This window comes from Serratia sp. CY29653 (assembly GCF_052169255.1).
Classification (GTDB): Bacteria; Pseudomonadota; Gammaproteobacteria; order Enterobacterales; family Enterobacteriaceae; genus Serratia; species Serratia sarumanii.
Genome location: NZ_JBJNLC010000001.1, coordinates 171,233 through 194,554, shown reverse-complemented (window position 1 = coordinate 194,554; position 23,322 = coordinate 171,233). Strand labels below are relative to the sequence as shown.

General features: G+C 58.3%; 24 protein-coding genes. 8 read left to right on the top strand and 16 right to left on the bottom strand.

What is annotated here, in order from left to right; translation table 11 throughout:
- Positions 1–94 precede the first annotated feature (94 nt).
- The 3 genes from ACJ8HN_RS00975 to lrhA form a co-directional block, all read right to left on the bottom strand.
- Entirely contained in the window at positions 95–769 is a 675-nt protein-coding gene (locus tag ACJ8HN_RS00975) for a NuoB/complex I 20 kDa subunit family protein (RefSeq protein WP_004936039.1), read from the bottom strand.
- Between the two features lie 15 nt (positions 770–784).
- A complete protein-coding gene (nuoA, locus tag ACJ8HN_RS00970) occupies positions 785–1,222 on the bottom strand; it encodes an NADH-quinone oxidoreductase subunit NuoA (RefSeq protein WP_033648046.1) in 438 nt (145 codons plus the stop codon).
- A gap of 707 nt (positions 1,223–1,929) precedes the next feature.
- Positions 1,930–2,874, bottom strand: a complete 945-nt coding sequence (lrhA, locus tag ACJ8HN_RS00965) for a transcriptional regulator LrhA (protein ID WP_033648047.1) — start codon at positions 2,872–2,874, stop codon at positions 1,930–1,932.
- 855 nt (positions 2,875–3,729) lie between these two features.
- Here lrhA and ACJ8HN_RS00960 point away from each other — a divergent pair.
- Entirely contained in the window at positions 3,730–4,944 is a 1,215-nt protein-coding gene (locus tag ACJ8HN_RS00960) for a pyridoxal phosphate-dependent aminotransferase (protein ID WP_004936047.1), read from the top strand.
- A gap of 107 nt (positions 4,945–5,051) precedes the next feature.
- Positions 5,052–5,651: a 5'-deoxynucleotidase gene (yfbR, locus tag ACJ8HN_RS00955; protein ID WP_025303666.1), complete on the top strand. Its 600-nt coding sequence runs from the start codon at positions 5,052–5,054 to the stop codon at positions 5,649–5,651.
- 27 nt (positions 5,652–5,678) lie between these two features.
- Here yfbR and ACJ8HN_RS00950 read toward each other — a convergent pair whose 3' ends face one another.
- The 4 genes from ACJ8HN_RS00950 to yfbV form a co-directional block, all read right to left on the bottom strand.
- Positions 5,679–7,529, bottom strand: a complete 1,851-nt coding sequence (locus ACJ8HN_RS00950; RefSeq protein ID WP_071883829.1) for an SLC13 family permease — start codon at positions 7,527–7,529, stop codon at positions 5,679–5,681.
- Positions 7,530–7,608: 79 nt separating this feature from the next.
- Entirely contained in the window at positions 7,609–8,265 is a 657-nt protein-coding gene (locus ACJ8HN_RS00945) for a sugar phosphatase (protein WP_442522938.1), read from the bottom strand.
- 17 nt (positions 8,266–8,282) lie between these two features.
- Positions 8,283–8,777 (bottom strand): YfbU family protein, encoded by a 495-nt coding sequence (locus ACJ8HN_RS00940; protein ID WP_016926898.1) that lies wholly within the window; start codon positions 8,775–8,777, stop codon positions 8,283–8,285.
- Positions 8,778–8,918: 141 nt separating this feature from the next.
- Entirely contained in the window at positions 8,919–9,374 is a 456-nt protein-coding gene (yfbV, locus tag ACJ8HN_RS00935; RefSeq protein ID WP_442522937.1) for a terminus macrodomain insulation protein YfbV, read from the bottom strand.
- Positions 9,375–9,732: 358 nt separating this feature from the next.
- Between yfbV and ackA the strand changes: the two genes are divergently transcribed.
- A complete protein-coding gene (gene ackA / locus ACJ8HN_RS00930) occupies positions 9,733–10,935 on the top strand; it encodes an acetate kinase (RefSeq protein WP_025303669.1) in 1,203 nt (400 codons plus the stop codon).
- A gap of 74 nt (positions 10,936–11,009) precedes the next feature.
- Positions 11,010–13,169 (top strand): phosphate acetyltransferase, encoded by a 2,160-nt coding sequence (pta, locus tag ACJ8HN_RS00925; protein ID WP_033653759.1) that lies wholly within the window; start codon positions 11,010–11,012, stop codon positions 13,167–13,169.
- A gap of 70 nt (positions 13,170–13,239) precedes the next feature.
- Here the strand turns inward: pta and ACJ8HN_RS00920 are convergent, their stop codons facing one another.
- From ACJ8HN_RS00920 to ACJ8HN_RS00890, 7 genes are all read right to left on the bottom strand, one after another.
- Positions 13,240–13,665, bottom strand: a complete 426-nt coding sequence (locus ACJ8HN_RS00920; protein ID WP_049233918.1) for a putative T6SS immunity periplasmic lipoprotein — start codon at positions 13,663–13,665, stop codon at positions 13,240–13,242.
- Positions 13,662–14,201 carry a hypothetical protein gene (locus tag ACJ8HN_RS00915; protein ID WP_033635334.1) on the bottom strand — a complete coding sequence of 180 codons (540 nt, stop codon included), beginning with the start codon at positions 14,199–14,201 and terminating at the stop codon, positions 13,662–13,664. Before ACJ8HN_RS00915 ends, ACJ8HN_RS00920 begins: the two co-directional genes overlap by 4 nt.
- 223 nt (positions 14,202–14,424) lie before the next feature.
- Positions 14,425–15,384, bottom strand: coding sequence for a transketolase family protein (locus tag ACJ8HN_RS00910; protein WP_193169442.1), 960 nt, complete (start codon positions 15,382–15,384; stop codon positions 14,425–14,427).
- Entirely contained in the window at positions 15,377–16,228 is an 852-nt protein-coding gene (locus ACJ8HN_RS00905; protein ID WP_049233922.1) for a transketolase, read from the bottom strand. Before ACJ8HN_RS00905 ends, ACJ8HN_RS00910 begins: the two co-directional genes overlap by 8 nt.
- Before the next feature lie 13 nt (positions 16,229–16,241).
- Entirely contained in the window at positions 16,242–17,621 is a 1,380-nt protein-coding gene (locus ACJ8HN_RS00900) for a PTS ascorbate transporter subunit IIC (protein ID WP_004936074.1), read from the bottom strand.
- Between the two features lie 23 nt (positions 17,622–17,644).
- Positions 17,645–17,926 (bottom strand): PTS sugar transporter subunit IIB, encoded by a 282-nt coding sequence (locus ACJ8HN_RS00895; RefSeq protein WP_025303676.1) that lies wholly within the window; start codon positions 17,924–17,926, stop codon positions 17,645–17,647.
- Between the two features lie 92 nt (positions 17,927–18,018).
- Complete coding sequence (locus tag ACJ8HN_RS00890) at positions 18,019–18,462, bottom strand: PTS sugar transporter subunit IIA (RefSeq protein WP_033653756.1); 444 nt, start codon at positions 18,460–18,462, stop codon at positions 18,019–18,021.
- A 310-nt stretch (positions 18,463–18,772) separates the two neighbouring features.
- Between ACJ8HN_RS00890 and ACJ8HN_RS00885 the strand changes: the two genes are divergently transcribed.
- A complete protein-coding gene (locus ACJ8HN_RS00885; protein WP_004936083.1) occupies positions 18,773–19,792 on the top strand; it encodes a LacI family DNA-binding transcriptional regulator in 1,020 nt (339 codons plus the stop codon).
- Between the two features lie 54 nt (positions 19,793–19,846).
- On the opposite strand, the gene yfcD is transcribed toward ACJ8HN_RS00885, so the two are convergent.
- Both yfcD and yfcE read right to left on the bottom strand, forming a co-directional pair.
- Entirely contained in the window at positions 19,847–20,392 is a 546-nt protein-coding gene (gene yfcD, locus ACJ8HN_RS00880) for an NUDIX hydrolase YfcD (protein WP_004936086.1), read from the bottom strand.
- A gap of 99 nt (positions 20,393–20,491) precedes the next feature.
- Positions 20,492–21,043, bottom strand: a complete 552-nt coding sequence (yfcE, locus tag ACJ8HN_RS00875) for a phosphodiesterase (RefSeq protein WP_033635338.1) — start codon at positions 21,041–21,043, stop codon at positions 20,492–20,494.
- Between the two features lie 233 nt (positions 21,044–21,276).
- Between yfcE and yfcG the strand changes: the two genes are divergently transcribed.
- The 3 genes from yfcG to ACJ8HN_RS00860 all read left to right on the top strand — a co-directional run bounded on the left by yfcG (position 21,277) and on the right by ACJ8HN_RS00860 (position 23,319).
- On the top strand, positions 21,277–21,906 hold the full coding sequence (gene yfcG, locus ACJ8HN_RS00870) for a GSH-dependent disulfide bond oxidoreductase (protein ID WP_033635339.1): 630 nt from the start codon (positions 21,277–21,279) through the stop codon (positions 21,904–21,906).
- A gap of 110 nt (positions 21,907–22,016) precedes the next feature.
- Positions 22,017–22,388: a dihydroneopterin triphosphate 2'-epimerase gene (gene folX, locus ACJ8HN_RS00865; RefSeq protein WP_033635340.1), complete on the top strand. Its 372-nt coding sequence runs from the start codon at positions 22,017–22,019 to the stop codon at positions 22,386–22,388.
- Between the two features lie 16 nt (positions 22,389–22,404).
- Positions 22,405–23,319: a TIGR01777 family oxidoreductase gene (locus ACJ8HN_RS00860; protein ID WP_033648057.1), complete on the top strand. Its 915-nt coding sequence runs from the start codon at positions 22,405–22,407 to the stop codon at positions 23,317–23,319.
- Positions 23,320–23,322: the final 3 nt, after the last annotated feature.

The window sequence follows — 23,322 nt, the reverse complement described above, 5'->3', positions numbered from 1 at the left end:
TTTTTTTTCACCACACTAAAGGGTTATTCGCCGCAAGTTTCACTTTTCGCTGTGTTAACCAATAGCGCACTAAGATGGACGTTAAATGAACGTCTTAAATCTCGTCAGGCGTCCGGAGGTTGGTCACCGCGATGCGCTCGCCGTGTTTACGCTCTCTTTCAGACTGCATATTGGCGCGGTAAACGCCCTGATCGCCGACAACCCACGACAGCGGGCGACGTTCTTTGCCGATGGACTCCTGCAGCAGCATCAGCGCTTGCATATAGGCTTCCGGACGCGGCGGGCAGCCGGGAATGTACACGTCGACCGGCAGGAACTTGTCCACGCCCTGCACCACGGAATAGATGTCGTACATGCCGCCGGAATTGGCGCAGGCGCCCATCGAGATCACCCACTTAGGCTCCAGCATCTGCTCGTACAGGCGCTGGATGACCGGGGCCATCTTGGTGAAACAGGTACCGGCCACCACCATCAGGTCAGCCTGACGCGGGGAGGCGCGCAGTACTTCCGCACCGAAACGCGCCACGTCGTGAACGGCGGTAAACGACGTCACCATCTCCACGTAACAGCACGAAAGGCCGAAGTTATACGGCCAAATAGAGTTTTTACGCCCCCAGTTCACCATGTCATGCAGCGCATGTTCGAGTTTACCCATGTAAACCGTGCGGTGGACCTGTTGTTCCAGGGGATCGGCGACGATCTCCTGTTTTTGCAGGGGATAACGGTCGTTCTCACCGTTCGGGTCTATGCGGGTGAGCGTATAGTCCATCTTAATGCCTCGCTGTTACTGCGGATGACTGTTGGTGTTAGTGATCGTGCTCGGTTTGCTGCGGCGTTGGGAACGCGCCGGAGTCCAATCCAACGCGCCGACGCGCACCAGATAAACCAGACCGGCCAATAGCACCAAAATGAAAATGGCGGCTTCGATAAAGCCTACCCAACCGCTCTCGCGAACCGAGACCGACCAGGCGTACAGGTATAAGGCTTCAACGTCGAAAATAACGAAGAACATGGCCACCAGGTAGAACTTGGCGGACAAGCGCATGCGCGCCGTACCGACCGAGTCGATGCCTGATTCAAACGGGGTGTGTTTGGCGCGCGCCCGGGCTCTCCCGCCCAAGAAGAACGCACCCAGCAGCATTAAGCCGCAGAGCCCGATAGCCACGACGAGAAATACGGCGAGCGCCCAGTGATGAGCGATAACTTCAGTGGTTGTTGACATACTCTATGCTTACTCATCAAAAGTGGCGTCGATCGCGCTGCTCTTGTCACCGGCAGTTAGTGCGCCACATCGATTTAAGGGAAGGATAAATAACCACACAAACAAACTGCTTTTACAGCGAGTTAGGCAGCGTTTTTCTGTGGGCTTTTTACTCCTTTCTATAACCTTTTGTCAACTTTGACAAAAGTATCTACACACTAGTTTACATACGTATCATTTGATTAACATTTGATGCGCCAGGGGCTGGCTAAATCGTGTCAGTTAATTTTTGTGTAGAAACAGATAGATATAAACCAACGTGCACATTTCAGTTTTACTATACCATTGTCTCAGGAATTCCCTGTTCTTCCACTCACTACCTAGGGGTATTTTTTTGATCCAGGACACGTTTTCAGCATAAATCCTCAAAAAAAGTGTGGCCCTTTAACAATTTTCCTCAAATTAAGCCGCAAAAACGGCCGCTATAAGCTAACAAAATAACCCTGCTATTACCATGCCTTTAACCCATTCAATCTTATTGCTCAAAAAACACACTCAGCGTCTTAAACCCGGCCAAACTCTCTTTTCAGTAACGCTTAAAAGTTAATAAAACAGCCAACTCATAACAAAATCGTCATTAAATCCCTATAACAGTAAAAATCGCCAAAAAAAGGACAAAAAAAACCTCCGCCGAAGCAGAGGTTTTCATCAGATCTAACGCCGCGGCGTTATTCTTCTTCGTCTACCAGGCTGGCGTCATCCTGATCGCCCTGGAGACCGGCTTCCGCGCCGTTGAAGCCATAGCTGTCATTGCCGCCCTGCATTGCGCTGAAGATGGCCATCGCCAATTCGTTGCTGCACTGCGCGTTTTTGCACAGCGCATACTGGGTATCCGGCAGCGGCGGCAAACCTTCCACCGCCCCCAGCACCCGCAGGTCGGGGCTCATCATCTCGATCGGCCGCGCGGTCACGCCCAGGCCGGCCTTACAGGCCGCCCGCACCGCGGACAGCGTGGAGGCGACGTAGGCGATGCGCCACGGGATACCGGCTTCGTCCAGCTGCTTGATCGCCAGCGCGCGGAACGGGCTTGGCTCATCCATCACCACCAGCGGGATCGGTTCGCCGGCCTGATAGTGGTAATCGGCGGCGCAGTACCACAGCGTCGGCGATGTGCGCAGCACGATGTGCGGGTGCCCGGCCGGATCGGCCGTGGTCACCGCCAGATCGATCTCGCCCTCTTCCAGCAGATCGACCATCGTCGTGCTGCGCTTTACGCGCACGTCAATGGACAGCTTCGGATAGATGGCGGTCACGCGGTTCAGCAGGAAAGGCAGAATGGTATCGGCGGTGTCGTCGGAAGCGCCGATGGTCAGAACACCTTTAATATTGTTGTACATCAGCGAGGTACAGGCTTCGTCGTTAAAGCGCAGGATCTTCCTGGCATAACCGAGAAGCTGAATACCATGCTCAGTCAGGAGTTTGTTGCGCCCATGGCGGGCAAACAGTTCTTTGCCGACCAGTTGCTCTAATCGCTGCATTTGTTGACTGACGGCTGATTGAGTACGGCATACGGCGACGGCCGCCGCCGCGAAGGTATTCAAATCAGCAACCGCAACAAAGGTTCTTAGCAGATCGAGGTCGAGATTAAGTATCGGACGATTTGCAGTTGTCATAGTGTATTCTTCACTTTTTTAAATTCTAATTTACGAACTACTACCCTGGTGTGTTTCTCAGACGCCGTTGAAAAGGACGGAGCCTGTTATGACAGTACCCCACTCATAAGTGGAGGGCAAAAAAATTACTTATGATTCGTTACCTCTATCGCTTTTTAAAATGCGATCTATCGATGGTGCTTATAGAACGCGGGGGGCTGAATATCGGTAGAAAGGGAAAACCCCCACCGAACCTGAGATTTTACTCATTCATACTGCCTAATTTCCACTCCATTCGTGCTACTGAGAACCCTTATCAACCGGCGTTCAGACTGCATTACAGAGCAAAAAAGATAAATAATTAACGCTACCGACTTCATGTTACTACTCAATGAATTTAATAAATTCAATCAGTAAGATTTTTACTTTAAATAATAATCCTATAACCACATAAACAATGCTTAAGCTAAAATATAAAGTAAAGCTAATGTAAATATGCCATTTTCTTAGTGTGGTGCGCTAACCGACAACCCGCTATCAGACAACTCCGGTATTATCGTTCCTTTACAGTTTATTGAAGCCCATTCTCACTTTCGGCTTATCAGTTCACTGCTGCCGGCCGCGATCGCCGGCACGTCGCGTTTATCGACGCGGGATTTTACAGAACAAAACCCTAGTAAAATTATAGTTCATGAAATTATGAACCACAAAATAACTTTACCGTTGCTTATCATAACTAAAATCTCCCGTTACGACATGCATTTGCACCAAAGGCGTGCAAAACCCTTCAAAAGCAACTACGCCAGGAGTACATTGGGCGGGTTGCGGCGTCCCATGGTAGGAGCGCCCCTATCCCAGCAAAAGGCTCAACTTTTTATGTCCCCCATTGAGAAATCCAGCAAACTGGACAACGTCTGCTATGACATTCGCGGCCCGGTGCTTAAAGAAGCTAAACGTCTTGAAGAAGAAGGCAACAAAGTCCTGAAACTGAACATCGGCAACCCTGCCCCGTTCGGTTTCGACGCCCCTGACGAAATCCTGGTCGACGTGATCCGCAATCTGCCCACGGCGCAAGGCTATTCCGACTCCAAGGGCCTCTTCTCGGCGCGTAAAGCGATCATGCAGCACTATCAGGCGCGCAACATGCGTGACGTGACCGTTGAGGATATCTACATTGGCAACGGCGTCTCGGAACTGATCGTCCAATCCATGCAGGCGCTGCTCAACAGCGGCGACGAAATGCTGGTGCCGGCGCCGGACTACCCGCTGTGGACCGCCGCGGTATCGCTGTCCGGCGGCAAGGCCGTGCACTACCTGTGCGATGAGCAGGCCGGCTGGTTCCCGGATCTGGACGACATCATCAGCAAGATCACCCCGCGCACCCGCGGCATCGTGATCATCAACCCGAACAACCCGACCGGCGCGGTTTACAGCAAAGCGTTGCTGGAACAGATCGTCGAGATCGCCCGTCAACACAACCTGATCATCTTCGCCGACGAGATCTACGACAAGATCCTGTATGACGAAGCCGAGCACCATTCGATCGCCGCGCTGGCGCCGGACTTGCTGACCGTCACCTTCAACGGCCTGTCGAAAACCTACCGCGTGGCGGGCTTCCGCCAGGGCTGGATGGTGCTGAACGGGCCGAAGAAGCACGCCAAAGGCTATATCGAAGGGCTGGAGATGCTGGCTTCGATGCGCCTGTGCGCCAACGTGCCGATGCAGCACGCCATTCAGACCGCGCTGGGCGGTTATCAGAGCATCAGCGAGTTCATTCAGCCCGGCGGCCGCCTGTACGAACAGCGCAACCGCACCTGGGAGCTGCTCAACGACATTCCGGGCGTCTCTTGCGTAAAACCGCAGGGCGCGCTGTACATGTTCCCGCGCATCGACGCCAAGCGCTTCAACATCCACGACGACCAGAAGCTGGTGCTGGATCTGCTGCTGCAGGAAAAAGTGCTGCTGGTGCAGGGCACCGCGTTCAACTGGCCTTATCCGGATCACGTGCGCATCGTCACCCTGCCGCGCGTAGACGAGCTGGAAATGGCTGTCGGCAAGCTGGGCCGCTTCCTGGAAGGCTACCACCAGTAATCGCCTGGGGCGCAGCGCCTTGTTGCGCCCTTCTCTCACTGCCCGGTTGCAAAATTCGCCGTCACTGCTTCACAATGGGGCCCTCACTTGCCGTTAAAGAGAGCACCATGAGCCAGAGCCATTTCTTCGCCCATCTGTCCCGCCTGAAACTGATCAACCGCTGGCCGCTGATGCGCAACGTGCGTACCGAGAACGTTTCCGAACACAGTCTGCAGGTGGCTTTTGTCGCCCACGCGTTGGCGGTGATCAAAAACCGCAAATTCAACGGCAACCTCAACGCCGACCGCGTTGCGCTGCTGGCGATGTACCACGACGCCAGCGAAGTGATCACTGGCGACATGCCAACGCCGATCAAGTACTACAATCCGCAGATCGCCCACGAATACAAGAAGATCGAAAAGATCGCCCAGCAAAAGCTGCTGGACATGATCCCCGCGGAGCTGCGCAACGATTTCCGCACCATTCTCGATGAGCACTACTACAGCGAAGATGAAAAGCAGGTAGTGAAGCAGGCAGACGCACTGTGCGCCTACCTGAAATGCCTGGAGGAACTCTCTGCCGGCAATAACGAATTCACCCTGGCCAAGGCGCGGCTGGATAAAACCCTGGAACAGCGCCGCAGCCCGGAAATGGACTACTTCATGGACGTGTTCATCCCCAGCTTCAGCCTGTCATTGGACGAAATCAGCCTCGACAGCTCGCTGTAACCCCGCCGGCGCAGCCTCGCTGCGCCGTTAAAAGCCGTAGAGCCACGGCACCACAATCACGCTGACCGCCATCACCAGCAGGGTGAACGGCACGCCGAGACGCACGAAATCGCCGAACTTGTAATTGCCCGGCCCCAGCACCAGCGTATTGACCGGTGAAGAAACCGGCGTCATAAAGGCGGCGGACGCGGCGATGGCGATAATCATCGCGAACGGGTATGGCGAAACGCCCATTTCGCGCGCGGCGGCGATGGCGATCGGCGCCATCAGCACCGCCGTCGCGGTGTTGGAAATAAACAGGCCGATGGTGGCGCACAAGACGAACAGGCACAGCAGCATCACGCGCGGCCCCGCACCGCCGGCGACGTCCATCAGCCCGCTGACGATCAGATCCACCCCGCCGGTCTTTTGCAGCGCCTGCGCGAACGGCATCATGCCGACGATCAAAATGATGCTCGGCCAATGGATCGATTTATAGGCGCTTTCCATATCAATACAGCGGAACTTGCCCATCAGCAGACAGGCGATCAGAGCCGCGATCGGGTTGGGGATTTCGTCGGTCAGCATCATCGCCACCATCAGCGCCAGACAAAACAGCGCGTGCGGCGCCTGCGTGATCGCCGGCGCCACTTCGTCCACTTCGGCCGGCAGATTGAGCACGATAAAGTCGTGGGTTTTGGCCTGCAGCTGACGGATCGCCTTCCAGTCGCCGATCACCAGCAAGATGTCGCCCAGCTCCAGCGGCTCGTCCACCAGCTTGCCGCCCAGCGTCTCGCCGTGGCGGCGGATGCCCACCACGTTCAGATCGTAGCGGCTGCGGAACGCCGCTTCGCGCAGGCTTTTGCCCAGCAGCGCCGAGTCCGGGATCAGCGACACTTCGGCCATGCCGACGTTGCGCGACTGTTCCGAGAAGTAATCGCCGCGCAGCACCATCGGCTCCAGCCGCTGCTCGCCGCAGAATTCGCGCAGATCGACCTGGCTGTCCGACATGTCGATCAAGAGGACGTCGCCCTCGCGCAGCTCGGTGCTGCCGGAAGCGCTGACCATCACCCGCCGGAAGCGTTTCCAGCGCTCAATGCCCACCACGTTGGCGCCATAGCGCGCACGCAGGTGCAGCTCATCCAGCGAACGCCCGATCAGCGGCGAAGCGCTGCGGACAGCCAGCCGCCGCGCGCGGCCGGTCAGCTTGTAGTCGCGGATCAAATCGCGGAAGGTTCGGCGCTGCCAGTCATCGCCGGCTTTGCCCGTGTCACCGCTGCCCAGCCAACGCCGAGCGATCAGCATGTAACCGACGCCCAGCGCCAGCACCGCCAGACCGATGGGCGTCACGCTGAAGAAGCCGAAACCATGGATGCCTTCACGCACCAGTTCGCTGTTGACCACCATGTTGGGCGGCGTGGCCACCAGCGTCATCATGCCGCTGATGAGCCCGGCGAAGCTGAGCGGCATCATCAGCCGCCCCGGCGCAATCTTCATTCTCGCCGTCACGCTGAGCACCACCGGGATAAAGATCGCCACCACGCCGGTCGAGCTCATGAACGCGCCCAGCCCGGCGACCGTCACCATCAGCAGCATCAACATTTTGGTTTCGCTGCTGCCGGCCACTTTCACCAGCCAGTCCCCCACCTGATAGGCCACGCCGGTGCGCACCAGCCCTTCGCCGATCACGAACAGCGCCGCGATCAAAATCACGTTGGGATCGCTGAAACCGACCGTCGCCTCCTGCAGACTGAGCGTGCCGCTCAGCACGAAGGCGATGATCACCAACAGCGCCACCACGTCCATACGCAGCTTGTTGGTGGTAAACAGCACGATGGCAATCAGCAGTAAACTCAGCACCCACAGTAATTCGCTGTTCAAAACGGCCTCATCCGGCAAATGTCCAAGGGTCTAAAAAATAGCATAAAAAAACCCCGCCGAAGCGGGGTCTAATCAATTAGGGTGAAGATAATGCCGCTCAGGCCAGCCGGCGAACGATCGCGCCCTGCGCCGTTTTATCGACGGCGATCTGCGCCAGCGAATCCAGCCGCAGGTCGACCTGATCCAGCTTCGGCGCATCCGCCGGCGCGTTGACCGCAATCACCTGGCAGCCCGCGGCCAGGCCGGAGAGAATGCCGGCCGGCGCGTCTTCAACCACCACGCACTCGTGCGGCGCCAGCCCCAGGCGCTCGGCGCCCAGCAGATAGGCGTCGGGCTGTGGCTTACCGTGTTTAACCTGCTCGGCGGTGATGAACACCTCCGGCTGCGGCAAACCGCCGGCCTCGCGGCGAGCGCTGGCCACCGGCACCGAACCGGAGGTGACGATCGCCCAAGGGATGCCGAGCGCGTTCAGGCGCTCCAGCAGCGCGATGGCGCCCGGCAGCGCGCGAACGCCGTCGGTATCCTGCGCTTCCACCTGCTCCAGCAACTCGAACTCGCGCTGAATTTCCGCTTCGCTTTCGCCCGGCATAAAGTGGCGCAGAGAAGTAATGGCCTGTTTACCGTGAATGAAGTCCAGCACCGCTTGCGGGTTGACGCCGCGGCGTTCGGCCCAGTGCGTCCAGGCGCGCTCTACCGCCGGCAGCGAATCCACCAGGGTGCCATCAAGATCGAACAGAAAACCCTTACACTCCACAGAAAACCTCTTCTTAATCAAGCATTGATGATTTGCGCTATCTCAACGGCGCTCAAGTGATACTGGCGCGGACAGGCCAACCAGATCGCCAGCATGCGCTGGTATTTTTCCCACATTTTGGTCTGGGCGTTGAAACCGTGGCTGCCGGAATCGAAGTGAGTATAGCGCCCCTCGGTGCTGACCAGGAAACGCACGTAGCTCAGGTAGCGCGCCTCGGTGGCGGCGTCGAAGCCGAGAAACGCCAGGCGGCGCTCGTCCAGATCCTGCTTCTCTTTCAGGTTGCCCCAGGAAACCTGCAGCGCATGGTGCATCTCCATCACGTTGATGATGGTGCGGCACACCTCTTCACTCAGTTCGCCGAAGTCGCGATCCAGTTCGCGCATTTGCAAACCGAAGCCGCGTTCGACGATGGTTTGCAACCGGCGATAACGGTCGCCGTTGTCCGGATCGAGCAGGGTCATCATCTTGTACTGGTTCGACAGGATCAGCCGCTGGGCGTTGGTCATTTCCATCAGGATTTCCTCATTTCTGTGTGATGGCGGGAGCATCGCACAGCGCAAGAACGCAGGAAATCACAACTCGACCGTTCTTTGATTTAAACCGGGGTTATTGGCGCTTTGACGAGAAAGGCCGCACAACGCGGCCTTTTTCATTTACAGATCGTCGAGGAAAGTTTTGTCCAGCTGCTTGAAAGCGCGCTTGAGCAGATCGGCCAACGTCTGATAGGTCGGCGTGCCTTCGAGCGGCGCCACCGCCTGCCCGGCTTCCGTCAGCTTGTTGCGCACCTCATGGAACCATTGCAGCAGCGTCGGCGGCAGCGGCGTGACCGAACGACACCCCAGCCACCACAGCCCCTGCATCGGCAGGCTGCAGGCGAACAGCGCGGTGGCGATCGCCGGGCCGAGCTGGCCGCCGAGCGCAATCTGCCAGGTCAGCGTGAAAATCGCCAACGGCGGCATGAAACGGATAGCGAAACGGGTGGCACGCGCAACGCGGTTCTCCGGAAAGACCGGTGCCAGACGTTTGTCCGACGGCCAGGTTTTCATATAATGCTGCCCGCGCTGGAAGACCTGAAACCAGCTTACGGAACCGGACGGTTTGCTCGTCATTGCGTACCTCAACGTCACGTAAAGAAACTAAAAGCGTGCTGCCAGAGACCATACTAAAAAATTTGAAGCTTTAAATTTATTTTGTGTTTACACCGGGCTATCGGTATCCTAAGCCGGCCTTGTGGCCGGTAGAAGATGACGCAAACTTTGTCAACTTTTAGCCCTATAAAAATCAAGATTATTTAAACCGCAGAGAAATCATCGGTTTTTCCATCATCCTGTGATTTGTGCACGTCACATGATGTTAATCATAAATGTCATCGGCACTATGCGCTACGCTTGTTGTCTGATTGACGATTAATTCACCACGTGTTTTCGATTTTCTTTTAACAACACGACTATTTAAGTAGGTACTTCCATGTCGAGTAAGCTAGTACTGGTTCTTAACTGCGGCAGTTCTTCTCTGAAATTCGCCATCATCGATGCCGTTAACGGCGACGAATTCCTCTCCGGTTTGGCCGAGTGTTTCCACCTGCCTGAAGCTCGCATCAAGTGGAAAATGGACGGCGCCAAACACGAAGCTGCCCTGGGGGCCGGCGCTGCACACAGCGAAGCGCTGAACTTCATCGTTAATACTATTCTGGCACAAAAACCAGAGCTTTCCGCGCAGCTGACCGCCATCGGCCACCGCATCGTGCACGGCGGCGAGAAGTTCACCGCTTCCGCCGTGATCAACGACGAAGTTCTGCAGGGTATCAAAGATTCCGTGCCGTTTGCACCACTGCACAACCCGGCTCACCTGATCGGCATCGCGGAAGCGCTGAAATCCTTCCCTAACCTGGCCGACAAGAACGTTGCCGTGTTCGACACCGCGTTCCACCAGACCATGCCGGAAGAATCTTACCTGTACGCCCTGCCGTACAGCCTGTACCGCGACCACGGCGTTCGCCGCTACGGCGCGCACGGCACCAGCCACTTCTACGTGACTCAGGAAGCCGCGAAGATGCTGAACAAGCCGGTGGAAGAAGTGAACGTGATCACTTGCCACCTGGGCAACGGCGGTTCCGTTACCGCAGTGCGCAACGGCCAGTGCGTTGACACCTCGATGGGCCTGACCCCGCTGGAAGGCCTGGTGATGGGCACCCGCAGCGGTGACATCGATCCGGCTATCATCTTCCACCTGCACGATTCTCTGGGCATGAGCGTTGACCAGATCAACAAGATGCTGACCAAAGAATCCGGCCTGCTGGGCCTGACCGAGGTCACCAGCGACTGCCGTTACGTTGAAGACAACTACGACAGCAAAGCCGACGCCAAACGCGCCATGGATGTGTTCTGCCACCGTCTGGCCAAATACGTCGGCGCATACAGCGCGCTGATGGAAGGCCGTCTGGACGCGGTGATCTTCACCGGCGGCATCGGCGAGAACGCCGGCATGGTGCGTGAGCTGACCCTGAACAAACTGGGCCTGCTGGGCTTCGAAATCGACCACGACCGCAACATGGCCGCTCGCTTCGGCAAATCCGGCGCCATCACCAAAGACGGCAGCCGCCTGGCGCTGGTGATCCCGACCAACGAAGAGTTGGTCATCGCGCAGGACGCATCCCGCCTGACCGCGTAATGCTCTCAAAACACCGTCAGCCCAGGCTGACGGTGTTGTTTTAGCCTCATGTTAATCGTGAAGAGGACTATTCTGTGTCACGTACTATTATGTTGATCCCCACCGGCACCAGCGTCGGCCTGACCAGCGTCAGCCTGGGTGTCATCCGCTCCATGGAGCAAAAAGGCGTTCGTCTGAGCGTGTTCAAGCCTATCGCTCAACCGCGCACCGGCGACAACGCGCTCGACCAGACCACCACCATCATCCGCAGCAACTCCACCATCCCGGCGGCCGAACCGCTGCGCATGGACTACGTTGAGGGCCTGCTGAGCTCCAACCAGCAAGACGTGCTGATGGAAGAGATCGTGGCGCGTTACCACGAGAACACCAAAGACGCGGAAGTGGTGCTGATCGAAGGCCTAGTGCCGACCCGCAAGCATCAGTTCGCCAACGCGCTGAACTACGAGATCGCCAAAACCCTGAACGCCGAGATCGTCTTCGTGCTGGCGCTGGGCAACGACTCCCCGGCGCAGCTGAAAGAGCGCATCGAACTGGCGCGCACCAGCTTCGGCGGCAGCAAGAACAAAAACATCACCGGCGTGATCATCAACAAGCTGAACGCACCGGTCGACGATCAGGGCCGCACCCGTCCTGACCTGTCCGAAATCTTCGACGACTCCACCAAAGCCAGCATCGCCCACGTCGATCCTGCGCAGCTGTTCGCCAACAGCCCGCTGCCAGTTCTGGGCTGCGTGCCGTGGAGCTTCGATCTGATCGCCACCCGCGCCATCGACATGGCTCGCCACCTGAAGGCCCGCGTGGTCAACGAAGGCGACATCATGACCCGCCGCGTGAAGTCCGTGACCTTCTGTGCGCGCAGCATCCCGCACATGCTGGAACACTTCCGCCCAGGCTCTCTGCTGGTGACCTCCGCAGACCGTCCTGACGTGCTGGTCTCCGCCTGCCTGGCGGCGATGAACGGCGTGGAAATCGGCGCCATCCTGCTGACCGGCGGCTACGCCATCGACGAGCCGATCAAGAAGCTGTGCGAACGCGCCTTCCAGACCGGCCTGCCGGTGTTCATGGTCGATACCAACACCTGGCAGACCTCGCTGAGCCTGCAGAGCTTCAACCTCGAAGTGCCGGCGGACGACCACCAGCGCATCGAGAAAGTGCAGAACTACGTGGCCAGCCACATCAACACCGAATGGATCGACTCGCTGACCGCCACCTCCGAGCGTTCACGCCGCCTGTCTCCACCGGCGTTCCGTTACGAGCTGACCGAGCTGGCGCGTAAAGCCGGCAAGCGCATCGTGCTGCCGGAAGGCGACGAGCCGCGCACCGTGAAAGCGGCGGCCATCTGCGCCGAACGCGGCATCGCGGAATGCGTGCTGCTCGGCAACCCGGAAGAAATCCAGCGCGTCGCGGCAGCGCAAGGCGTTGAGCTGGGCAAAGGCATCGAAATCGTCGATCCGGTCGCCGTGCGTGAAAACTACGTGCCGCGTCTGGTTGAGCTGCGCAAGAGCAAGGGCATGACCGAAGTGGTCGCGCGCGAGCAGCTGGAAGACAACGTGGTGCTCGGCACCCTGATGCTGGAACAAGGCGAAGTCGACGGTCTGGTCTCCGGCGCGGTTCACACCACCGCCAACACCATCCGTCCGCCGTTGCAGCTGATCAAAACCGCGCCGGGCAGCTCGCTGGTGTCCTCCGTGTTCTTCATGCTGCTGCCTGACCAGGTACTGGTCTACGGCGACTGCGCGATCAACCCGGATCCGACCGCCGAGCAGCTGTCTGAAATCGCCATCCAGTCTGCGGATTCCGCCGCGGCCTTCGGCATCGAGCCGCGCGTAGCGATGATCTCCTACTCCACCGGCAACTCCGGCGCGGGTAGCGACGTCGAGAAAGTGCGCGAAGCGACCCGTCTGGCACAGGAAAAACGCCCGGATCTGATCATCGACGGCCCGCTGCAGTACGACGCCGCCATCATGGCCGACGTTGCCAAGTCCAAGGCGCCGAACTCACCGGTAGCCGGCCAGGCGACCGTGTTCATCTTCCCGGATCTGAACACCGGCAACACCACCTACAAAGCGGTACAGCGTTCCGCTGACCTGGTCTCCATCGGGCCGATGCTGCAAGGCATGCGCAAGCCGGTGAACGACCTGTCGCGCGGCGCACTGGTTGACGATATCGTCTACACCGTTGCGCTGACGGCGATCCAGTCTTCCCAGGCTGACGCTGCCGCCGCCAAGGCGTAATTCATCGCCAAACGAACAAGGGCCGGCATTGCCGGCCCTTGTTATTTCATTCATCCCTTCTCTCGCTTTATTACTCCGCACTGGCAATAACCTGCAAAATCTGTCCGTCGCTGATTTTCAGCGAGAAACTGCGCTGCCAGAAACGTTTGGAATCTGCATCCTGAGGATCTACGGTACTGATTGCCACGGTGTATGGCACATTGCTCTCAAATGCCTTGAACGAGTATGGGATACATTGGCCGGGCGTAATCGTCTCAACGGGCTTCGGTGGTAGAGTGGTCCTACGCCAGAGCTCATGCGTTTGGCTATCCAACCGTTGTTCAATAGCGATGCTGACCAGACTGACCCTGCCACTCTGTGTTGGGTAGGCTTGCGGTAAAGAGAAACAGAGATCATTTCCCCGCAGCGTAATATCCGCAGCGTAAAAACGTTGCTTTTCAAGCATACAGCCACTGAGCAACATCATCATGATGATGAGGGTATAGATTCTTCTCATTTCAGGTTTTTCCTGTCGGCAGGAGCATTAAGAAATCCTTTCAAAACATGCTCATAACGGCTTTTCAAATCTGGACCTATAATACCTTGCATCAGTTTCACCTCAAACCACCGTTCTTTGCCATAACGAGAAAGGATGAAGTAATCTGCAAGAAGGCTGGCTTGTGCCTCCATACCATAATCAGCTAAGGAGTAGTAATCAGGCAGCGAGTATTTATAAGTTACCGCCCAGCTCATTATTCCCCGCAGCCGGACGTTCATCCCCATCTGATACTGCCATACGTGGGCCATTTCATGCATGAACCACCATAGGTAGCGCGTTGTTTCTGTCGAAAAATCTTCCCTGAAGTGTTTTTCAGGCCAATAAAGTTCACCATTAGGCGTAACGGCCGTTTCCTCATTCTGCAAACCAAACGGGAAATAGCTCGCGTTATGCACTTTAACAAGACTGTAGTCGATGGCATTTTTATAGAGAAAACGGGATAGCGTGATCTCGCCTAGCGTCAGCCTTCTGAACGAGCCTCTTGCTGTTATCATTATTCACTCCATGAATATAACTTATTGTATTTATTAGACTGTTTTTATTATCTCTTTTTACCCAAGCATTGGCCATCTATTATCCATTAAAAACAAAAAGCCCCCTAAGGGGCTTCTCAGTTGATAACGCGTGAGTCATAACTCAGATACTGGGCAGGAAGGTATGTGCTTTATACATAGCACCAGACCTCATTCGTTACAGCAGTTGTGATTGACTCGAGAACTATTTTTGCAGCAACTGCCCGGCGGCCTCCAGAATATGCTCGGCGGTCAGGCCATACTCCTGTTGCAAGAACGCTTGGGTGCCCACCTGGCCGTAACGCTCCTTCACCCCCACGCGCCGCATCGGCGTCGGGCACTCTTCCGCCAGCACCTCCGCCACCGCCGATCCCAGCCCGTTATGAATGCTGTGGTTTTCACAGGTGACGATGCGCCCCGTCCTGGCCGCGTAAGTTTTGATCAGTTCACGGTCGATAGGCTTGAGGGTGAACATATCGATCACCGCCGCGCTGACGCCCTGCTGCGCCAGCCTCTGCGCCGCCTTCAGCGCCTCCGCCACCATGATGCCGTTGGCGATCAGCGTAATGTCGTCGCCGTCGCGCAGCAGGTTGCCCTTGCCGATGGTAAAGCGCGAGCCCTCCTGATAGATGCGCGTCGCCTGCTTGCGAATGGTGCGCACCCAGTAGAAGCCGCGCAGATCCATCAGCTGGCGCAGAATGTCGGCGAACATGGTGGCGTCGGTCACTTCCAGCACCACCGAATGCGCCAGCCCGCGCACGATGCCCATGTCCTCGAACGACATGTGGGTGCCGCCGTTGTGGCAGGCGCTCACCCCGGCGTCGGAGGCGATCACCTTGACGTTGTTGCGCTGATAATCCAGCGACATGAACAGCTGATCGAAACAGCGGCGGCTGGCGAAGGCGGTAAAGGTATGCACGAACGGCACCCGGCCGGTGAGCGACAGCCCGGCGGCGACGCCGATCACGTTGGCCTCCATGATGCCGCAGTTGATCACGTGCTGCGGGTGATCCTTGTGTACGCCATCCATCGCCATCGAGCTCATCAGATCCGCCTCCAGCGCGATGATCGGCGCGCCCGCCTCAATCTGCCGACGCACCGCGCCGGCGTAGACTTTGCGCATTTCGACGGCGTCGTTTTCCAACTGCGTCACTACGTTAAACATGGGCGGCCTCCAGTTCGGCGATGGCTTTTTCGATTTCCTGCTGCACGTCCGGCGTCAGGCGCAGGTGGTGAGAGTTCGACAGGTTTTCCAGATAGGCCACGCCCTGCCCTTTGATGCTGTCGAGCACGATCGCCAGCGGCCGCTGTTCGCCGCCGCGCGCCGGCGCCACCGCCGCCAACAGCGCCGCGATATCGTCGCCCTTGATGGTCTGCACCTCAAAGCCGAAGGCGCGGAACTTGGCGGCCAGATCGAACGGTTGGATCACCTCGTCCAGCGCGCCGTCCAGCTGTTGCTTGTTGTAATCGATGAACAGCGTCAGGTTGTTCAGATTGTGGTGGGCGATAAACTGGAACGCCTCCCAGCACTGCCCTTCATTCAGTTCCCCATCGCCGAGGATGCTGAACACCCGATTGCGGCGCCCCGCCAGCCGATGGGACAACGCCATGCCGGCGGCGATCGACACGCCCTGCCCCAGCGAGCCGGTGGTGGCGTCCACGCCGCGCGTGCGCAGCCGGTCCGGATGGCTCGGCAGACGCGTGCCGTTCTGGTTGAGGGTCTTCAGCTCCGCCAGCGGGAAGTAGCCCTTGATCGCCAGCGTGCTGTACAGCGCCGGGCCGGCGTGCCCTTTCGACAGCACGAAGTCATCGCGCTCCGGCCAGTCCGGATCCGCCGGATCGATGCGCATCACGCTGCCGTACAGCACCGCCAGCGTCTCCACCACCGACATGCAGCCGCCGTAGTGGCCGAAGCCCAGCCCGGTCAGCGCCTTCAGCGTTTCCAGGCGGATCGCACGCGCCAGGATATGCAGCTCTTCAATTTCCGTTTCGCTCGTTGTGTAGTTCATCAGTCTGCCCTCGCTATTTCTCGACGCGGTCAGCGGCCGGCGCGCCTTTGCGTTTGCCCAGGAAGTTATGCGCCACCAGCAGCGCGAACACGGCGACGATCGCCAGCATGATCATCTCTTTCGACATAAAGCGCGCCATATTGCCCAGCAGGATGCCGATCGCGCCGAAGTCGGCGTCGGAGAAGGTGGTGTTGGCAAAGCCCAACGCCCCCAGCACCGGCAGCAGCAATACCGGCAGGAAGGTGATCAGCAGCCCGTTGGCGAAGGCGCCCAGCATCGCGCCACGCCGCCCGCCAGTCGCGTTGCCGAACACCCCAGCGGTAGCGCCGGTGAAGAAGTGCGGCACCACGCCGGGCAGGATCAGCACCATCTTCAACTGCCCCAGCAGGAACAGCCCGGCCAATCCGCCAAGGAAGCTGAACAGGAAGCCGATCAGCACCGCGTTGGGGGCATAGGGATAGACCACCGGGCAATCCAGCGCCGGCCGCGCGTTAGGCACCAGTTTTTCCGAGAAGCCGGTGAACGCCGGCACGATTTCCGCCAGAATCAGGCGCACACCCTGCAGGATGATGAACACCCCGGCGGCGAAGGTGATGGCCTGAATGATCGAATACACCAGGTAGTTCTGGCCGCCGCTGAGCTCGCTTTCCACATAGGCCCGCCCGGCGCAGATCGCCAGGATCAGGTAGATGACGATCATGGTCATCGAGATCGAAATGGAGCTGTCGCGCAGGAAGCTGAGGTTTTTCGGCAGGTTCATCTCTTCGGTCGAGCGCGAGTTTTTACCCACCTTCGAGCCGATCCAGCCGGACAGCACGTAGCCCAGGGTGCCGAAGTGGCCGAAGGCGATATCGTCATTGCCGGTGATGCGGCGCATATAGCGCTGGGCGATCGCCGGGAAGAACGCCATCACCAGCCCCAGGGTCAGCGCGCCGGTAAACACCAACTGCACGCCCTCGAAGCCCGCCACCGTCAGGATGATGCCGATCATGCAGGCCATGTAGAAGGTGTGGTGGCCGGTCAGGAAGATGTATTTCAGCCGGGTGAAGCGCGCTACTACGATATTCGCCACCATGCCGAACGCCATGATCAGCGCGGTGGAGGCACCGTATTTCTCCAGCGCGATGGAGACAATGGCTTCGTTATTCGGAATGATGCCCTGAATATTGAACGCATGTTCGAACATGCCGCCCAGCGGATTGAGCGACCCGACCAATACCGTGGCGCCGCCGCCCAAAACGATAAAGCCGAGAATGGTTTTTACCGTGCCTTTCACCACGTCGGAAAACGATTTCTTTTGCGCCAGCAAACCGATCAGCGCAATAAGCCCGACCAGTACCGAAGGCACCTTTAATATATCCACCACAAACTTAAGCGTTTCCTGGATAAACATATCCACCTCGCCAATCGTTTTATTCAGATGATTGAGTGGGCTTCGAAGTAAGCGCGCAGCTTGGCTTCCAGCTCATTAATGTCGATGATGTTGCTGATCACCACCAGCTGCTCGGCCGGTACGCTGGCGCTGTCGGCGATGTCTTTCGCCATCACGAACACGTCGGCGGCGCCGGGGGTGGCGGACGACAGATCGGAGTGTTCGACCTCGGCCTCCACGCCCATCTTTTTCAGCACCTTTTTAATGTTCATTTCCACCATAAAACTGCTGCCGAGACCGGAACCGCAAATCGCCATGATTTTCATAATATCCACCTGTTGAATTTAGCGTGTAGGGTAGCGCCGCCGGTCATATTCCCGGCGTTGTTAGCATTAATCGTGTTCCTGGTGATTAAACGTTAATAGCGGGCGATAATATCCTCGATTTGCCGTTTATCTTTGGCGTGAAATAACGCCGCCATGGCCTGATTGTCTGAAAATAATTCCGCCAGTTGCGAAATCAATTCGATGTGGCTGTCGCCGTCGGGCGCCGAAAGCATCACCACCACCTGAACCGGATCGTTATCTGCGGAATGAAAGTTCACCCCCTGATGGATCTTCAACAGCGATAATCCCAACGCGTTGGCGCCCTCTTCGGGCCGGGCGTGCGGCATGGCAATGCCCGGTGCCAGGACGAAGTAAGGGCCGAGCTTCTCCTGCTGATGAAAGATCGCCGTCAGGTAATTCGGCGTGATCACGCCGTCTTGCAGCAGCGGCTGCGCGCTCAGCGTGACCGCCTGGCGCCAGTCCTCCACCCGTTCGCACAGCTGTATATGATCGGCGGTCAGCCACTCTTTCAGCACGTTACCCTCCTAAAGGTTGATGGTTTCGGCCGGTGATTAATTCACCGACGACGGTAAAACTTTAATCAACCCCTCCCGGCTACACAGTGATGGATATCACAAAGATAGCGCTACCAAAGCGCTATCATGCAGATCTGTGATAGCGCTATCAAAACGCCGCGCCGCGGCATGGCGTTAACCACAATTTTTTCTCGCTCTTTCGGGTAACGGGGTAGAATGTGCCGCATACGGGGATCGTCGAAGCCGCGCCGTCGGCTTCCCGCCCTCACCATTTTTATGCGCCGCGCGCGCATTTCAGTCGGGATTAGGCATGTCGATCGGTAAAAAACGACGCAGCACGGGCAGGGTGACGTTGGCTGACGTAGCGCAGCTGGCGGGCGTCGGCACCATGACGGTGTCGCGCGCGCTGCGCACGCCGGAGCAGGTTTCAGACAAACTGCGCGAGAAGATTGAAGCCGCGGTAAGCGAACTGGGGTATCTGCCCAACCTGGCCGCCAGCTCGCTGGCGTCGGCCTCGTCCTACACCATCGCCATGGTGGTGCCCAGCCTGTCCGAATCCGGCTGCGCCGAGATGTTCGCCGGCCTGCAGAAAGTGCTGCAGCCGGCCGGTTATCACATCATGCTGGCGGAATCGCAGCACCATCTGGAGCGCGAAGAGAAGCTGCTGGAGACCCTGCTTTCCTACAACCTGGCGGCGGCGGTGCTGCTCAGCGTCGAGCATTCGCAAAACGCCCGCAACGCGCTGATCGCCGCCAACATTCCGGTGGTGGAGATCGGCGCCGTGCGCGCCGATCCGATCGACATGAGCATCGGCATCGACTACGTGGCGGCAATGTATCAGCTGACGCAAACGGTGATCGCCAGCGGCTACCAGAACATCGGGCTGCTGTGCGCCAACCAGGAACAGTGGATCTTCCAGCAGCACCTGCAGGGCTGGCACAAGGCGCTGCTGCGCAACCATATGTCGCCGCATCGGGTGATCAACGCCGCGCAGCCCGCCAGCTTCAGCACCGGCGCGCAGCAGCTGCCGGAATTCTTGCTGGCCTGGCCGGAGCTGGACGCGCTGGTGTGCGCCTCGGACGAACTGGCCGGCGGCGCGCTGTATGAATGCCAGCGGCGGCGCATCAAGGTGCCGGACAATCTGGCGGTGGTGGGGTTCGGCAACAGCGAGTTCAGCCGGGTGTGCCAGCCGCCGCTGACCACCATGACCATTCCGCATCGCGACATCGGCATTCAGGCCGGCCAGGCGCTGCTGGCGCGGCTGAACGAGCAGCCCTGGCAGCCGGCAGGCTCCCTGCCCGCCACGCTGTGCCGCCGCGACAGCTGCTGAATCCGCACCATAAAAAAAGCCGGTCGATGACCGGCTTTCTTACGCGTTGGCGTCTCAGTGGTTGTCGAGCGGCTTGCCGTAATCCTGTTCGTTGTTGCGCGTCAGCCACAGCGACAGCGCCTTCAGCGAATCCGGAGTAAACTCGTCGCAGCGCGCGGTGATCTCTTCCGGCGTCAGCCAGCACACCTCGGCCACTTCTTCTTCCTGCAGCGCGAACGGGCCGTGCGATACGCAGCTGAACAGCGCGCCCCACACCCGGCACTGCTCTTCTTCGAAGTAGAACAGACCGTGTTCGGCGAAAGGCACGCCGGCGATGCCCAGCTCTTCTTCCGCCTCGCGGCGCGCCGAGTCCAGCACGTTTTCACCGCTTTGCACCACGCCGCCCGCCGTCGCGTCCAGCCAGCCCGGGTAGAAGTCTTTGATCTCGGTACGACGCTGCACCAGAATTTTTCCCATTCCATCATGCACCACAATATAGGTAGCACGATGACGCAGCCGCTCCGCCCGCATCTGTTGACGACTGGATTGCGCAATCACCTCGTTTTGCTCGTCGACGATATCAACCCATTCGGTATCTGCAGCCTGACCCTGTTCCGCCATCCTCTAAAACCTTCTATTTTGGCGCGATGCATCCCGCGCGCTGGTTAATCAATGAGTGTTTTTCAAAGATTTTTATTGTGTGTGTATAAATTAGTGCGTTTAGCGTGTTAACGCCACTTCCGCGACGACCTTGCCGTCGTCGAGCGTCAGCACGCGCAAAGTGCCCCGATCCAACATGCCGTAGCTGGCCGGAAAGCCCCCTTTGGGGATGCTGACCGAGCCCGGATTGAAGCAATAGATCTCACCCTGCCGCTCCGCCTGCGGCAGATGCGTATGGCCGTAGGCCAGGACGTCACCGCGGGATAATGGCGGCAGTGCCGAGGGATGATAAAGGTGACCGTGGGTCAAAAACAATCGTCTTTTTTGCAGTAAAACCTGTTGCCAGGGCGCCTCGATGGGAAACGTCAGCAGCATCTGGTCGACCTCGCTGTCGCAATTGCCGCGAACGGCGATGATCTTGTCGCTATAGCGATTCAATCGTTCGGCAACCTGAGCAGGTTGATACCCGGCCGGCAGCGCGTTGCGCGGGCCGTGATTCAGCAAATCACCCAGAAGAATCAACCAGTCGGCGCCGTTTTGTGCGAACAATTCCAGCACGCGTTCGGTAGCAGGCAGCGAGCCGTGGATATCCGAGGCGAACATCAGCTTCATAACCTTGTCCTATAGAGGGAAATAAGCGCCATTTTACCGCGCCGGCGCCGTGCGGCAAACCGCCGCCCGCCCCGGTGGAGAATTGTGATCCAACCGCGCAGATAGCATCGGACGAATCCCACATAGCCTGCTATCCTTAGCTGCTATTGTTGGATCTCTGATATACCTTTGTGCGCGGCGAAGACCGCAGCAACGTGTAATGAATTACAGATCACCTTACCGCAGGAGGCAACATGATTGACCTGTATTACGCGCCTACTCCCAATGGTCACAAGATCACCTTGTTTTTGGAAGAGGTCGGCTTACCCTACCGTATCCATCGCGTAAACATCAGCGCCGGCGAGCAGTTCAAACCGGACTTTCTGAGCATTTCTCCCAACAACAAAATCCCGGCGATCGTCGATCAGCAACCGGTGGACGGCGGCGAGCCGATCAGCCTGTTCGAATCCGGTGAAATCCTGCTGTATCTGGCGGAGAAGACCGGCAAACTGCTGAGCAAGGGCCTGCGCGAACGCGCCGCCACCCTGCAGTGGCTGTTCTGGCAGGTGGCCGGGTTCGGGCCGATGCTCGGGCAGAATCACCACTTCAACCACTACGCGCCGCAGCCGGTGCCCTACGCCATCGAGCGTTATCATCTGGAGACCAAGCGGCTGTATGGCGTGCTGGAAGCCGAACTGCAAAAACACCCGTACCTCGGCGGCGACAACTACAGCATCGCCGATATCGCCACCTACCCGTGGGTGGTGTCGCATCCGCGCCAGCGCATCGATCTGGCGGATTACCCGGCGGTGCGCAACTGGTTCGAACGCATCAGCAACCGCCCGGCGACCGAGCGCGCCTACAAACTGGCCGAACAAGGCTAAGTGCCTCCCCGACTCCCCTTTGACCGGGGAGTCACATCGTCCCTGCGTTATCATTTCCCTACTTTCCGTGTATTCTGAACGCCAATAATCAGACCTATGGAGAATCTCTGATGTCTTTCAGTCAACCCGACGCCGTTATTCGCATTAAAAATCTGCGGCTGCGCACGTTCATCGGTATCAAGGAAGAGGAAATCAACAACCGACAGGACATCCTGATCAACGTGGTGATCCACTACCCGGCGGACAAGGCGCGCAACAGCGAAGACATCGCCGATGCGCTCAACTACCGCACCATCACCAAAGCGATCATCCGCCATGTGGAAGATAACCGTTTCGCGTTGCTGGAAAAATTAACGCAGGATGTGCTCGATATCGTAAAAGAACACGCCTGGGTGACCTATGCTGAAGTGGAGATAGATAAACTTCTGGCTCTGCGCTACGCCGATTCTGTCTCCATGACCATGAGCTATCGCAGGGACTAACTCAGGGAGGTCGACCATGCGGATCCTGATCACCGGCGCAACGGGATTGATCGGCAGCAGCCTGACGGCCAGGCTGCTGGCGCTTTCTCACCATATTACGGTACTGACGCGAGACGAACGGCGGGCTCGGGCCCGGCTCGGCGACCAGCCGAGCTATTGGCGCACGCTGGACGACCGGCAGTCGCTGGATGACTTCGATGCGGTGATCAATCTGGCCGGCGAACCTATCGCCGACAAGCGCTGGAGCGCACAGCAGAAGCAGCGGCTGTGTCATAGCCGCTGGGATCTGACCGAACGCTTGGCGCAGCTGATCAAGGCCGGCAGCACGCCGCCCGGCGTGCTGATTTCCGGTTCCGCCGTCGGCTACTACGGCGATCAGGGGCAGGCGGTGGTCACCGAAGAGGAGCCGCCGCACGACGAATTCACCCACCAGCTGTGCCAACGCTGGGAAGCGCTGGCGCTGCAGGCGCAGAGCGACGCCACCCGCGTCTGCCTGCTGCGCACCGGCGTGGTGCTAGCGCCGCAGGGCGGCGCGCTGGCCAAAATGCTGCCGCCGTTCCGCTTCGGGCTGGGCGGCCCGATCGGCGACGGCCGCCAATACCTGCCGTGGATCCATCTCGACGACATGGTCAACGGCATTATTTATCTGCTGGATCACGCCACGCTCACCGGCCCGTTCAACATGGTTGCCCCCTACCCGGTGCATAACGAGCAGTTCGCCGCCCAATTGGCCAACGTGCTCGATCGCCCGGCGTTTCTGCGGGTGCCGGCGTTCGTCATGCGTTTGTTGATGGGGGAAGCGGCGGTGCTGGTGCTCGGCGGCCAGCGGGCGGTGCCGAAGCGGCTGGAGGAGGCCGGCTTCCACTTCCGCTATCTGGAGCTGGAGCAGGCGCTGGATGACGTGATTAATCAGCGGGCCGAAGCCCGCTGATCT

Excerpts from the sequence above, each read along its gene's own strand:
- ACJ8HN_RS00920 (WP_049233918.1), bottom strand. The coding sequence starts at position 13,665 with ATGAGAAGAATCTATACCCTCATCATCATGATGATGTTGCTCAGTGGC.
- yfbR (WP_025303666.1), top strand. The coding sequence starts at position 5,052 with ATGAGCCAGAGCCATTTCTTCGCCCATCTGTCCCGCCTGAAACTGATC.
- lrhA (WP_033648047.1), bottom strand. The coding sequence starts at position 2,874 with ATGACAACTGCAAATCGTCCGATACTTAATCTCGACCTCGATCTGCTA.
- ACJ8HN_RS00895 (WP_025303676.1), bottom strand. The coding sequence starts at position 17,926 with ATGAAAATCATGGCGATTTGCGGTTCCGGTCTCGGCAGCAGTTTTATG.
- ACJ8HN_RS00885 (WP_004936083.1), top strand. The coding sequence starts at position 18,773 with ATGTCGATCGGTAAAAAACGACGCAGCACGGGCAGGGTGACGTTGGCT.
- ACJ8HN_RS00905 (WP_049233922.1), bottom strand. The coding sequence starts at position 16,228 with ATGAACTACACAACGAGCGAAACGGAAATTGAAGAGCTGCATATCCTG.
- ACJ8HN_RS00940 (WP_016926898.1), bottom strand. The coding sequence starts at position 8,777 with ATGGAAATGACCAACGCCCAGCGGCTGATCCTGTCGAACCAGTACAAG.
- yfbV (WP_442522937.1), bottom strand. The coding sequence starts at position 9,374 with ATGACGAGCAAACCGTCCGGTTCCGTAAGCTGGTTTCAGGTCTTCCAG.
- ACJ8HN_RS00860 (WP_033648057.1), top strand. The coding sequence starts at position 22,405 with ATGCGGATCCTGATCACCGGCGCAACGGGATTGATCGGCAGCAGCCTG.
- yfcG (WP_033635339.1), top strand. The coding sequence starts at position 21,277 with ATGATTGACCTGTATTACGCGCCTACTCCCAATGGTCACAAGATCACC.
- yfcD (WP_004936086.1), bottom strand. The coding sequence starts at position 20,392 with ATGGCGGAACAGGGTCAGGCTGCAGATACCGAATGGGTTGATATCGTC.
- ACJ8HN_RS00975 (WP_004936039.1), bottom strand. The coding sequence starts at position 769 with ATGGACTATACGCTCACCCGCATAGACCCGAACGGTGAGAACGACCGT.
- ACJ8HN_RS00960 (WP_004936047.1), top strand. The coding sequence starts at position 3,730 with ATGTCCCCCATTGAGAAATCCAGCAAACTGGACAACGTCTGCTATGAC.
- ACJ8HN_RS00915 (WP_033635334.1), bottom strand. The coding sequence starts at position 14,201 with ATGATAACAGCAAGAGGCTCGTTCAGAAGGCTGACGCTAGGCGAGATC.
- yfcE (WP_033635338.1), bottom strand. The coding sequence starts at position 21,043 with ATGAAGCTGATGTTCGCCTCGGATATCCACGGCTCGCTGCCTGCTACC.
- nuoA (WP_033648046.1), bottom strand. The coding sequence starts at position 1,222 with ATGTCAACAACCACTGAAGTTATCGCTCATCACTGGGCGCTCGCCGTA.
- ackA (WP_025303669.1), top strand. The coding sequence starts at position 9,733 with ATGTCGAGTAAGCTAGTACTGGTTCTTAACTGCGGCAGTTCTTCTCTG.
- ACJ8HN_RS00910 (WP_193169442.1), bottom strand. The coding sequence starts at position 15,384 with ATGTTTAACGTAGTGACGCAGTTGGAAAACGACGCCGTCGAAATGCGC.
- folX (WP_033635340.1), top strand. The coding sequence starts at position 22,017 with ATGTCTTTCAGTCAACCCGACGCCGTTATTCGCATTAAAAATCTGCGG.
- ACJ8HN_RS00900 (WP_004936074.1), bottom strand. The coding sequence starts at position 17,621 with ATGTTTATCCAGGAAACGCTTAAGTTTGTGGTGGATATATTAAAGGTG.